We start from the raw sequence: 13,519 nt of genomic DNA on the forward strand, positions 1-13,519 counted from the left end.
ATCAGCAATTTTGTGTTTATCCCTCCATCGGCAACACATCCTCAGACAGCCATTGATAAAAATCAGGCAAAGATTGCTCAAGATTACGCATTTGATCTGGTGCGATCGCTTCAAGTTCTAGCACAGTCTGCCAACGCAAATCAGTAGACCATCGTTTGAGGATACCTTTGATTGCTGAGACCCCTTTGGCAATCCCAGAACGAAGCATTTCTACGCAATTAGCCACCAAATCAGGCGTAGTATCCGCCCCCTCACAATGGGAGTTCCCTATACCATTATGGGGGGGGGTGAATACGGGGGGTGAAACAGCATCAACGCTAGAATCAGACTGCATTTGGGCGTAAGAGTTACGTTGTTGTTGACGATGGGCGATGACTTTTTGGGCAAATTCCAATTCTGCCTTTGAGAGTGAGAAAAATTTCACCTGCATTCCACGCTTGCCTTGCTTACGATAAGTTAGCTTCAGTCCCAATTGTTCGAGCAGGGTAGCCAGTAACCAAATGGGTTGACAATCGGGTGGGATAGTAAACCCAAGAATTGCTTTAATATGAGCCGCACAATCAACTGCGATCGCCGTCATATTATATAGATGTGGGTCAGAAGCTGTAATGTCCTCCCCGGCGACTAATCTTTGTAAGATGTGATGCAGCCCCAGGTTAAACCGTGCTAACCACTTGGCAGAATAATTCCCCCAGTCCATACAAAACGGTAGTTTGTCTCGTTCCGCGCGGTCTTTGCTGGTGACAAATGCTGGGGGAACGGGGTACTGTTTACCAGTATTGGAGTCAATGATTGTTTCATCTGGTGGTGAGAGAATAGATTCCAGTGATGCGATCGCTGTAATTAATCTACCGCCGTCATCTTTCTCAACCAGTCCTGGAGTAACTTCCATACCGTAAGCATCATGAATACGGAATTTTTCACACTCCACAATTTCGTCAGGTGAAAGATAGTCTTTAGTTTGCCTTGCGCGATATTCACTTTTGGAGATATTGTTAGCTTTGGCGACGGCATAATGATGAGCAGTGTCTAGAGCATCTGCCGCTTGTTTCAAATTTGACCAAGCCAGAGCATCATTCTCATCACCCACACTTATAATGTGATTGCCCATTTGGGTTAATAAGTCACGCAAATCAGCACGGAGATTATTTAGGGATTGATGACGTGCCGCTTTAATTTGACAATAAGCATCCATTGCCCATTCTTTTTCAGCACCTCGCTTTCCAGTTTCTCGGTCAATTCGCAGTAAAAAAGCGGTGATTTCGTTGGTTTGCAATAACCTTTCTTTGATTTTAGTGGGGTTGGTAGTTTGATAACCAAAGGGAGGTTTGGGGGCTACCCAAACATGAATGGGTACTTTCGGACGATAACGCCACAGCTGTTGAGCGCATTCGGTAGCAGTTTGCGAAACTCCATGAAATACGCCAAACACTAAATCAAAATGAAAGTCGGGAATGTCTACACCAGTTCCCAAGGAAGGAGAGGTGAACAAAGCATCTATATTCTTAACGGCGTTGGTGATGTCTTTGATAAACGCTACGTTTTCTTCACTACCAGAATTATCGGAATGAATTGACCAAATTCTTAGGGGTGTAGGGGAGCAGGGAGAAAGTTGTTCCCCTTGTCCCCCCGCCCCCTGCCCCTCTGCCTCTTCAACCCGCACACTAAACATCTTTTCAAGTTTCTTAATAAATCGTTTCGAGTCGGACACAACCATAATTTTCTGCCCGGACATGAGTGCGGCGGCGATTTGAGCAACCAACGCTGATGAATCCTGACCTTCATACCAGTAAATAGTGCGATCTCCGTTCTTCCAATCATTCTGGATAATGACTGGTTGTTCACCTTCGGGACGCATGACACGAAAGAAGTCGATGGTGACATCATCCATGTGAGCATCAGCAATCACGACCATTGGCGCATTGTAGACAATATATTGTAATACTTCCAAAATGGCGGCGCGATGTTCTTTGCAGGTGTTACTGAGTAACAGGTGCGTGAGGTATTGGCAGGCCTCATCTATAAATATGCAGCCGTAAGTTAACGCTTGGGTGTTGAGCTTATGTAAGCTATCTATAGTAATGGACAATGCTGTAGCTTTGGCCATTCCTGTGTAACCAAGGTCAGAATACATCTCGGTTTTGAGACGTTCTGCTAAATTTTTGAGTAAGTTAACACGATGCCCATTGTTAAGAAATCTTTGATCTGGATGAGCGTCACGCCATCGCCGCATGAGTTCGGTCTTACCAGTTCCCATGTCGCTGATTAGTACAATTAAACCAGTACGGGGAAATACGAAATATTTGGGTTCTTGATGATGGGACTTTTTGCGCCTGTATCTGTTCAATGATTGCTCAGTTTCAGATTGCTCAGTTTCAGGTTGTTCGGTTTCAGATTGCTCAGTAAGGAGTTTACACCATTCCACTAGGGGATCAACGTTTTGGTTAGCATCGGCGGGAGTTGGCATAGGAGGAATTTTGATGATCTCCTGTGCTTGTTGGTCGGCTTGTGCGTCTAGGTCAACGGATTGCAGATTGCCGATTGTCGATTGTAGATTGACTCCTGCTTGAAATACAGGAGCTTGAGATTTAAGATTGTGGATTGTAGATTTATTGTTGATATTAGAGGGTAGATTGGAGATTTTCCCCTGCTTGAAAGCTAGAGGCTTGTTCAAACTCAATCTACAATCTACAATCTCCATTCTCCAATCTTCTCGGTCTTCTTCTTCTTTGACGAGCAGTGCTTGAGTCAAATATTGAACATCGACTATGATATCTGGTTTATACTTTCTTAGCCCCCGGTGCTTGATGAGAAACGATTGTTGGTAATCTTTCAGTGATAAGGCATCGTTGGCGATCGCTGTCAGTAATTTGTTGGACTCATCTCCTCGTGCGACGACGAAATCATCCACGCCTTTTTCTGTCCCTGGCAACAATGCTACCTCACACACACAACCAGCCGCTTCAATCGCTTTGCCTGTGCGAACTGTAGCTTGAAAAACTGACCAGCGAGTTTTCAGTTTGGTTTCATAGTCAAAGAGAATTTGGAATTTCCGCCCCGGTTGCGCTAGTGGTATTAAGTCTGGATGTAGTCTCTCATCAAAATCCTGTTTCCCCACTCGCCCGTTCCAAATTCCAGGTAGTGCTAGAGCTACAAATCCCAAACTCAGTAAACAGGCTGCTTTTTTCTCACCTTCGCAAAGTATAATCGGGATTTCGGGGTGTCTTATTACCCATTCCCAGAATATCAGTGCGTTAAGCCAATCTTGCAAACGCAGTGCTAAAGGTGAATCATATCGCTTAATGTTATGGCGTTTCGCTACCAAATCCCAAACATAGTCGGAGATATCAAAGTAAGTGACTCGGTTTGGAGTTTTGGGTGGAGACTCGTACTTAACAAGCTTACCTTTAAGCCAGTCAATGCGGGGATTAGTGGGTTTGAGTCTTCCCCACTCCATTGGTCGCCAGTTGTTGAGGGGGTCTAGTCCCGATATCCACGTTCCTCCCGCCAGTAAATGCACATAAGCCTTCAAAAACCCGTCTGTGACTCGACCGGCATTTTTTCGGGGGATGGCTCTTGAGATGAATAGATACTCGTAAACTGACTGTCCTTCAATATGCAAGAAGTTACGTTCGATGAGCGAGGGATGAATCGCACTCCCAAAGGCTAGCTCATGATACTCTGCCGCCGTCAGATTGTTGGGGTAATAACAATTCGCTGCTTTTCGCAATGGGCTACGCCCCGCTACGCTAACGCAATTCGCAATTAAAGACAATTGCGAATTTTTTTGGTTATTTAACACAGTAGATTCCTCTGATAAATTGGTTTTCCAGTTTCAGAGGGGGTTTTTTAATCAAGAATTCAGAATTCAGGAGAATTAGAGTCCCAAAATTTGAAAGTGCGATGCTCTGACCGAGGGTAGGTCATCGTCTCGCTATGTTCACAATTTATTTCTCACACTAGTAGTGCGCTAAGTTTCCTTTGAGGAATCAAGGGTAAAGGGTAAGGGAACTCATACTTTAGCCCTTTCTGTTTAACCGTTATTCTCTACCTAGTCTCAACCGGAAATTGCTGGGTTGGTAAACTACTAGAAAACGACCCAGGATGTCTTCTGACTTCTGAATTCTCTTAGTTACGCTGCTTTTTACAAAAATTTACTTAATTTAAATATAAATTCTTTGCCAAGATGCCAAAAAAAGGGCAACAAAAGTTGTCTTTACTTATCCCTTTATGGTTATAATTGGCATAGTAAAGCAGCGTGGTGTCTTACTGACAAGTCAGTGGTTTCAAGTCGGCAAACTTTCAATCCCACTTTCTTCGTCATCAGAAGGTCAACCCCGCTCTGAAATTATTTAATTTTCTGCTTTCCAGGCAAAGCGTTACTCCTTAGTACGTTTTGCCTAAATTTTTATGTGCTGTTTGTTTTCCTCCAGTTTTATGTATTAGTCAGCTTTATCTTACAAAACTTCGTGTATTTTCGCACATAACAATATTTTGACTGTTGAATGCTACTACCTCGTGTTTTGTTAATTTTTGTTTAAACTCAAAACATGAGTCTAAGGTACTTAGAGGAACTATCATCAGTGAAACTGATGATATTGTTGAGTTTATTGAATACGCTCTTATAGTTTTGCTGCCGAATTGACAAACACTTTCTTGACTTAGTACGTACTAAGTGACAATATAGCAGTATGGCTTGATGTTTACAAGCCAAATTATTGAGATTTAAGGCTGTGAGAGATAAAAAATAAATATAAGGAAGTTACGAGGTAGAAAACTAACAATGTTAAGAAAAATAAACCAAGCTAAAATCCTCTTTTCTCGTACCTCATCCTAGGTACAAATATTTACACCATTATACTTAAATAATGTTTTAAAATTATTCGGTGAGGAATTTTCATTATTAATAATTTTTAGTGGAATTAAATTCCACTAAAGTACGTACTTTTTGGGGAAGTTAGATTAAAGTAATACTTGAGTAGGGTTATCAAATGGATTTTCAAGAAGCTATTGCTTATCTAGACCAGTTAGTGTTTGTCAAACAAGGTAGATGGTTGGAGCAACCAGAAAAAATTGTTCTTGAGTCTGCTTGGCTAGATCAAAGTTATGAGGATGTAGTAAAAAATGGTGTTTACGACATTAATCTTTTGCAACGACGCGTAGCACCCAAGTTATGGTTATTACTGACCGGAATATTAGGGAATGGAGAAAAAGTTACAAAAAAACGCCTACGTGGAATTGTAGAAAAAGAAATACTTAGCTTCAAAAGTCAAAAATTAGAGCCTATTTCAAATAACGCTCCTGTTAGTTTACCTGTTCTTAAGGGAGTTCTACCCGAAATACCTAATTTTTATGGAAGAACTCCTGAAATGTCCATGTTAAAAGAATCATTAGCTCAAGAGCGATGTGTAGTTCTTACCGGAGTTGCAGGGGTTGGTAAAAGTGCCTTGGCAGCTAAATTAGTAGAAGCAATACTTTTGGGTTCATTTGAATTTAATAAAATAATTTGGAAATCTATCTCTTATGGGCCATTACTTCCAGAGTTAGTTGGTGATCTGATTAAAAGCATGAATGATTCATCAGAATCAGACATACCTGAATCTACCCAAGCCAGAGTCTCAATGCTGTTCAGTCAAATACAAAATTCTCGTTGTTTAGTAGTGTTAGATTCAGCAGAGTCAATACTACAAGGAAATAGAGAAATTGACTTGAATCAGTATGGTAAAAAATATGAAGAATATGGAGGTTTATTTAAAAGATTAGTAGAAGAAAAACATATGTCTTGTTTCTTAATAATTACCAGAGAACCTTTTATTGATATTAGTCGCTTATATAGAAAAGGAGAAGCAGCAAGAACGATAAAATTAGAGGGTTTAGGAAAAGAAGCTTGGCAAATTTTTCGGAATTATAGATTAAAAAATAAAGAAAAGTGGGGAGATTTAATCGCTACGTATCGTGGTAATCCTTTATCGTTAAATGTGTTAGCTCAAAAAATTAAAAATTTTTTTGGTCATAGCGTAGATGAATTTTTGAAGTTTAACACAGTATTAATAGCAGATATTCTTGAAGATGATTTAGACGAATTATTTAAAGATAATGGTCGTTTAACTAGCCTAGAGAAACAAATATTATTGTTTATAGCTGAGGAAATTAGGAGTTCTTCTAGTCATGGGTTTACGTTTAACCAATTAGCAATAAAAATTAAGGATAAATACCATAATGTAACATCTACATCGTCAATACTTGATGCTCTAGAGGCTTTGGTAGAACGCTCTTTAATTGAAGAAAAAGTAAATGATAATTCAGAGATGGTCTTTGGTCTTCAGCCTTTAGTCATCAAGTATATAATTAATTACTATTCTAAAAAATCTTTAAAATGTGCCTAATTTTGTAATAATTGAGAAGCCAGAAGTTAGACTTTAAAAGTAATCGATTATAACTTGGCATTCATTTGTTATGAAATTTTTCTTATAATAATTTTTTAACTATTCTGATGAATGTATTCTTCCTCAAGTTTAACTTAATTCGTTAAAAAGTGTGGCTTACTGTATTAATCCTAATTGTGAACATCGTCAAAATCCAGACGATGCCCAAAAGTGTCTCAATTGTGGAACAGAATTACTAATTGACCAGCGATTTCGGCTAATAAAACCATTGCGTCCTTTAGATTTTCGTCATAAGACGGAAATTTTTGAAGTAGAAGAGAATGGTAATCGCAAGGTAATGAAAGTTTTAAAATCGTCAGATTCTAAAGCAATTGAATTACTGGAGCGAGAAACACTGACCCTACAATTATTTGATCATCCAGGGATTCCTAGAGTAGTGGATGATTTATTTAGTATGACACCCAACAATAGCACTCTAAAACTGCATTGTTTAGTGATGCAGAAAATAGAGGGTCAGAATTTAGAGAAATGGATAGAAGAAAACGGAAGAATCTCTCAAGAAGTAGCAATAAACTGGCTGAAGCAGTTAGTAGAAATTATTGATGAAGTGCATAGAACAGGGTACTTTCATAGAGATATTAAACCTTCTAATATAATTGTGCAACCTAATGGACAGTTGACTCTGATTGACTTTGGTGGGGTAAGAGAAGTAACTAACACTTATCTAGCAAAAGTCAGTGGAGTTGGGGGAAATGATATAGGACTGGGTGGAAGATATGAAATTACAGTGCTTTACAGTGCTTATTACGCGCCTCTAGAGCAAATAAATGGACAAGCAGTACCACAGTCAGATTTTTATGCTTTGGGGAGAACCTTTGCATATTTGGTAACAGGGATTCCGTTAGGTAATTTGCCAACAGATCAAGAAACAACAAGGTTGATATGGCGCAAAAAAGCTCCACAGATTGAAAAGCCTTTAGCTGATTTATTGGATGATATGATGTCTCCTGCGCCTGGTAAACGTCCGGCAGCAGCAAAGTTCATCTTGCAAAGATTAGAAAATTTACCATTTAAATTGACAGTAAATAGAATAGTCCACTCTCATCCATTTAGAGTTGGATTGTTATTAACTGTCTTATTAGGAGGATTTGGGATTTATAAGGTAATTAATTTAGGTTTATCTACTTATTATTTTAGTCAAGCGTCAAGGTATGTAGAGCAGCCTAAAATAGCTAAGAAATATTATGAATTAGCAATAAAACATAATCCTGAAGATGTGGTTGCGTACAATAATTTAGCATTAGCTTGTCAGCAGATAAGAGATGATGATTGTGCAATTAAAAATTATCAGAAAACTTTGAATCTTCAAAGCAATTATTGGATAGCACATTATAATTTAGGTAATTTTTATGAACTTCAGAAAAAATACGAACTGGCAGAAGAAGAATATAAATTAGCAATTAAAGTTAGTAATAATGAAGCAATAAATGCTGTGAGTAATTTAGCCAGATTGAATAATATAAAAGGAGAATATGAGGAAGCAGTAGAACTGAGTCTCCAAGGGCTAAAAGAAACTAAAAATCCTGAGTGGCAAGCAGGGTTATATAAAAACCTGGGCTGGGCAAGATTCAAGCAAAAACGCTATAGAGAGGCTCAAGAATATTTGCAGAAATCCGTGAAATTAGATTCAACAAGAATAGATGCTTACTGTTTATTAGGACAAACACAAGAAGCACTGAATGAAATGCAAGAAGCCAGATTATCATGGGAGCTTTGTATGCTAGGTGTTGAAGGTTCTGGATTGCCAGAAGTGATTAAATGGCGACAACAATTATTAGACAGATTGCTCAAGAATAATTGACCAAAATTGTTAGTTACCGTAAGCTATATAAGAAAGTAATCAAACATTTTTATATAACAATGCTTTTTGTAAAAATAACTAGAAAAAATAAATTGTCGGTGGGATTACAAGCAGTTACTTTTGCCTCAGTATTATGCTTTGCTTATCCTACATGGGGGCAGCAAGCTACAAAAACTAATCTAAGAAAAGATGTATGTGAACCCATAGCTAAAGTTATTAGTAAAGGGAATAGTAATTGGCCATTCCTCAAACAGCTTTGCGACAATGATGTAATTAATTCATCAAGTGTTGTTGAAGTTTTTTGTTATTTAAATGGAAGAATTTTGAATATTTCTAGTGGTGAAGTAGGAAAAGTATGTTTAATTTCTTCTGAGCAAGTTAGGGGATGCAGTTATAAAAAAATAGGGGACTGCCCAAAGATTAAGGGGCCTGATGAAGATGATGCACCAACATTAATAACTCCTCATGGAGTAGCTATTTTAAATTCACGTCCTACAATTTCGTGGATAGATAGTCCTATGGCTACGAGCTATATCGTGCAAATTGAAGGAAAAGGAGTTAATTGGTCGGTAGAAATCCAAGATACTCAATTGCCTTATCCTCAAGACCAACCAGCTTTGCAACCAGGAAATGTTTACAATTTAAACGTAATTGTGAAGCAAGGAGATGAACCAAAGACTGCTACATCTTCTGTATTTGCTTTGATTGCACAACAGAGAGCAGAAAAGGTGCAAGGTATAATCAAACGCCTTGAAGAATTAAATATGCCTCAAGATGAATTGGCGATTGATGCCAATTATGTATATGGAGCAGAAAATCTTCTGAATAAAGCAATTGAAGTATTGGAGTCACAAGTAAAATCAGGTTCTCAAAATCCAACTGTTTATCGATTATTAGGGGAGAGATACCTGGAAGTAAACTTGTCAGATTTGGCTAAACAAGCATATACAAAGGCAATTAGATTAGCTCAAAAAAAGGGTGATACTAACGAATTAGTAAAGGCACGGGCAGGAGTACAAATTCTCAATCAAATCCAGTTGCCAATGAGAAGAAAAGCTCCCCAGTAGTATGGATGGGAATATTTATTAGTTGAGAGCAAAGTTAGTTGTGCAAGTCTTAGAGCCTCAGCTTTAGTCAGACGATTTTCTAAACCTTGATAAAATGCTGCCATAAACATAGCTGTAGATTCAGCATCAACTAACCATAAACTGGCAACAGTGCTACGTGCGCCGGCCTGGGTTGCTATTCCAGCGATACCGAGAGATGAACGTCTATCTCCTTTTGCTGTTTGACAAGCACTGAGAACAAGTAAATCAACTCCTGAATATCTTTTTTTCAGAATAGATTCGATATCATGAATGTTAAGCGGTCGATCCCAGGCTAAGATGAAATTTTGCTTGGGGTCAGAACTGTATTGAGCATGGGTACTGAAATGAACAACTTGAAGCGGATTGTTGGTAAATTTTTTTTGAATTGTAGAGCTAGTGAAATCATCATTCAGCAGTTCAATAGCAGAAGTAGCACTCAATTTAATTTTTTCAATTTCTGTTTTTATTTCAGGTAAAGGTTTGAGACTCTTAGGAACGATAGGATCATTTAAGCTGGGACTGTCTTGAAAAATTCCAGCTACTAATACTTGAGATTGTTTTAAATTTAAAGGTTTAGCAAGAGAAAATTGAGAATTTAAATCTGTGGAAATACTATAAGATTGTATTAAATAGTTTTGACCATCGTATAACATACCCATAGGTAAATTCTGAAGGTATCTATCCAAGACAAATATTAACGTTCCTGAATCTGGTAGATAAGTTTGAATAGGAGCAAATATTAATTGATAAAGAGTTTGGCAGTAGCTAAGAAAATCATGACTCTGAGTATTAACGAACTGCTTTTTTTGAGTGAATTTGAGCAGATTATTAACAGCATCATCAATTAAATTAAAAGGCAACCGATGCTCATAAAGTTCTCCTAGTGATGTTCTAACAATAACTTCTAATTTATCTTGAGTTTTAATTAAGTAGATTATAGGTGGTAAATTTGCGAATTGATTACTGTCAATAAGAGAAAACATAGGGAGTTTACCACACCGGAGGAAATTTTCTAATTCAGCTACTTTTAATTTGTCATCAATTCTAATTACTTGTTCTAAATCCGGTTTTTCCTGTGAAAGAAGAAGGTCAATATATTCATGGTAAACTGGTTCTATCTTTTCTTGAAAAGCAAACTGAAAATCAGGATTAATACCGAGAATACTACCTCTTACTTGGTCAAGACTGTCAATAGCTGCGGCGTAGGCTTTGGCTGCTTGTTGTAAATTGCCATTCTGTTGATATAAACGTCCCAATTGCCATTGCCACTCATAGGCGATATCCCATGCTTGTACTGATTGTGCTAGGGCTATAGCTTGTTCAAAATAGTTTTGTGCTTGGATTAATTTACTTGATTCATTGTAGATATAACCGAGTATTCCTAAAGAGTGAGAAATTGCCCGATTATTATTTAATTTTTGAGAGCGAAGTAAGGCTTCTTGAGTAATTGAAAAAGCGATAGATAATATATGGTTGTCAATTAACTTAACGTCATGAATAATTTTAACAAGCTGATGAGAGAAATTAAGTTGAGAGTAAATATAATCAATTGTCGGGATATTTTCAAAAAAATTAAGTTGATTTAATATTTGTTTGATTAAGTGAGCTATTTCGTGTTCTAAATTAGAAGTGATTGGAGATAAGTCAGGTAAAGATTTTAGCTCTGTTAAAATTTTTAATTGATTTAAACTAGCCTGTAGTGCAGATTTATCTTGGTTATCACTGAGTTGCTGATAGGTTGTGAAAGCGGAATAAATCTTAGATTGAGCTAAGGTAAGGGCTTTTTGTTTAGCTACAGGCTCATCAATTAAAAAATATTGATTTTTGGCTTGTTTGTAAAGCGTAAATTCTGTATTGGCTATACTGAGTAATAATTCATGAGAAAATGTAGAATCTTCTGCCAAAAATTGACTCATGCTGAAAGCTTTTTGTAAAACAATAGCAGAGGAATCAACTTCGCCCATGAGCCGGAGTACAGTCCCTAAATTATATAGTCCAATGATTTGAATTTTCTGTATTGGTTGTTTTTCTAAAGCCTGATTTAATTGTGCAAAATTTTGTATGTTATTTTCTTGTGTAAGGCTTGGACAAATCGAGTATTCTAGTTTCAAGGCTTGCTGGAGAGTTTGACAAGCGTTAAGGTAAGAACCTAAAGCTTGAAATGCCAAACTCTGGTTAATTAAACTACCAATCATACCCTGTTGATTTTTTAAGTTTTGATAAGCTGTATAAGCTAATTGCCAGGTTTGTAGTGCCGATTTAGCTTGCCCTTTTTGTAACTGTAAAAATCCTTGTTGGGTGAGAGTTTGTGCAGTTTGTTCTAAACTTGGTTTGGCGGCTAGTAACATTCCTTGATTGAACGCTAATAAGAGTGTTAAAGCCAGTGCTAAAAAAATATATTTTACTTTTCTTAAAAAAGTTGGTAATTGAGAGAAAAATAAATTCCGTTTTCTTGCCATGTTTTGAAATTAGAGTTTGAGTCATTTAAAGGGATACCCCAATCTAATCGGGCATTAAAGCGGGAGCTACTGTATTCAATGCCTAAGCCGACAGAGGTTAATGAACCAGAAGTGCTGGAAATATCAGAAGTGGAATTGTTCCATGTTGTACCGAAATCAATAAAAGGGATAATTTGTAATTCTTGGGAAGCATTTTTCCAGGTGGGGATACGCAGTTCGGTAGAAAGTAAAAATCCATTGTCGGAGATGAAAGTATCTTGCCGATAACCACGTACAGTATTGATTCCACCAAGACTAAATTGTTCAAGTGAAGGTAAAGGCCTATCTGCCAATTGGAGACGAGTTCTCATAAGCAAAGAAGTATCACCTAAGCGTCTAAGCCATGTTCCTTCACCAAACCAACTGAAAAAACGTCCATCAGGTGCATTGGTGTTAATAGTGGAATCGAAAGCATCAAGTCCCCAGCTAAACTGAGAGCGGACAAATAAAGATGACAATGTGCTACGATTTGTCCAGTCTTGAGAAAACCTAACAGCAGAAACCCGTGTGCGACCATTGGGGTCTGCTCCCGCAGATATAGGAAAGGGAGTATTTTGCAAAGATGATTCATTTTCTAGTCTGCTAGCTGTCAATCCAAGAGCAAATTCTTGGGCGGAGGTGGCTGAAGCTTGACGGAGTAAAGGTTGTCTGTAGGTTAGTTCGTACAGGCGGGCATCAGAAACAATGTCTAAGGTGGTAAAAGGTTCTTCAATTATATTGTTAGAAATATTGGCATAGGAAAAGCCGATTGTGCCGTTTTGGTGATTCAAGGGAAGAGAGTAACTAGCGGTTAGAGCATTGCTGCCATCTGTATTCCTGTATCCGACGCTGAGAGTATCGCCTAGTCCGAGTAAGTTAGTTTGGGATAGCTCTAATCTACGCTGGAAGCTTCCAGTAGCTGGAGAACGATAATTGTCTAGAGCGACATTAGCTTTAAACTCTTGACGAGGAGTAACATAAATATTCAAAACCGCTTTATCAGGTGTAGTACCGTCCTTCAAGCTGGCTGAAATTTTTGCCAGTAATGGGTCTTGTTGTAGCAGTTGTAACGCTGATAATAAACGCTTGTTGTTGAGTATCGGTTGTGGAATACGTGCGCGAATATAATTGTGCAAGCGACCACCTCCGGTGGGGCGCAGCCCATCGCCACCGATAATATTGATTTGTTCTAGTTTCCCTTCTACTATGCCAATAGTAACCACTGCCTCATTAATCTTGAGTGATTGGTTTTCTGATACAGGGAGGTAAGCTCCAGAGTTGATGTAACCTTTGTCTACATAGTAGTTAGTAACAGTATCAGTAACTTGTAACAAATTAGAGAAAGAAATTTCTTTCCCTACAAAAGAAGCTACCAGTTTCTCTAATTCCTGATTACTAAAGACTGTATTTCCTTGAAAAATAAATTTTCTGATTTTGATTATTTGCTGTGTGTTTGGTATTGGTGATTGAGAAGGTATTGGTAAGGAAGTAGGCGGAATTGTCGGCTGTTGATGTGGGGTAAAAGTCGAAGGTAATCTAGGAAGATTCTGTATAATTGGGATATTTTCGGAATTTATTTGATTGGCTTCAACTGGTGTTAAAAATAAGTTATTTGCTACTAGAGAGGCTAATAGTGATTGTGTATTCACTGGATATTTTCATGGTGTAATTGTTTTAAAATTTGTTCTACAAACTGACGGAATTAAT

The 13,519-nt window shown here is 37.9% G+C and carries 6 protein-coding genes; 3 read left to right on the forward strand and 3 right to left on the reverse strand.

Going from position 1 to position 13,519, the window contains the following annotated elements; translation table 11 throughout:
• Positions 1 to 16 precede the first annotated feature (16 nt).
• Positions 17 to 3,730, reverse strand: coding sequence for a plasmid replication protein, CyRepA1 family (locus L6494_RS27420; RefSeq protein ID WP_237996923.1), 3,714 nt, complete (start codon positions 3,728 to 3,730; stop codon positions 17 to 19).
• 1,261 nt (positions 3,731 to 4,991) lie between these two features.
• Here L6494_RS27420 and L6494_RS27425 point away from each other — a divergent pair.
• The 3 genes from L6494_RS27425 to L6494_RS27435 all read left to right on the forward strand — a co-directional run bounded on the left by L6494_RS27425 (position 4,992) and on the right by L6494_RS27435 (position 9,314).
• Positions 4,992 to 6,386, forward strand: coding sequence for an NB-ARC domain-containing protein (locus L6494_RS27425; protein WP_237996844.1), 1,395 nt, complete (start codon positions 4,992 to 4,994; stop codon positions 6,384 to 6,386).
• 151 nt (positions 6,387 to 6,537) lie between these two features.
• Positions 6,538 to 8,247 carry a serine/threonine-protein kinase gene (locus tag L6494_RS27430; protein WP_237996846.1) on the forward strand — a complete coding sequence of 570 codons (1,710 nt, stop codon included), beginning with the start codon at positions 6,538 to 6,540 and terminating at the stop codon, positions 8,245 to 8,247.
• Positions 8,244 to 9,314 carry a tetratricopeptide repeat protein gene (locus tag L6494_RS27435; RefSeq protein ID WP_237996848.1) on the forward strand — a complete coding sequence of 357 codons (1,071 nt, stop codon included), beginning with the start codon at positions 8,244 to 8,246 and terminating at the stop codon, positions 9,312 to 9,314. The genes L6494_RS27430 and L6494_RS27435 overlap by 4 nt, the downstream gene beginning before the upstream one ends.
• Here the strand turns inward: L6494_RS27435 and L6494_RS27440 are convergent.
• Together L6494_RS27440 and L6494_RS27445 are read right to left on the reverse strand one after the other, a co-directional pair.
• Positions 9,275 to 11,794 carry a CHAT domain-containing protein gene (locus L6494_RS27440; protein ID WP_237996851.1) on the reverse strand — a complete coding sequence of 840 codons (2,520 nt, stop codon included), beginning with the start codon at positions 11,792 to 11,794 and terminating at the stop codon, positions 9,275 to 9,277. The two genes, L6494_RS27435 and L6494_RS27440, sit on opposite strands and share 40 nt — an antisense overlap.
• Positions 11,746 to 13,461 (reverse strand): ShlB/FhaC/HecB family hemolysin secretion/activation protein, encoded by a 1,716-nt coding sequence (locus L6494_RS27445; protein ID WP_237996853.1) that lies wholly within the window; start codon positions 13,459 to 13,461, stop codon positions 11,746 to 11,748. The genes L6494_RS27440 and L6494_RS27445 overlap by 49 nt, the downstream gene beginning before the upstream one ends.
• Positions 13,462 to 13,519 lie beyond the last annotated feature (58 nt).

Source organism: Nostoc sp. UHCC 0870, assembly GCF_022063185.1.
Taxonomy (GTDB): domain Bacteria; phylum Cyanobacteriota; class Cyanobacteriia; order Cyanobacteriales; family Nostocaceae; genus Trichormus.

Excerpts from the sequence above, each read along its gene's own strand:
- L6494_RS27440 (WP_237996851.1), bottom strand. The coding sequence starts at position 11,794 with ATGGCAAGAAAACGGAATTTATTTTTCTCTCAATTACCAACTTTTTTA.
- L6494_RS27425 (WP_237996844.1), top strand. The coding sequence starts at position 4,992 with ATGGATTTTCAAGAAGCTATTGCTTATCTAGACCAGTTAGTGTTTGTC.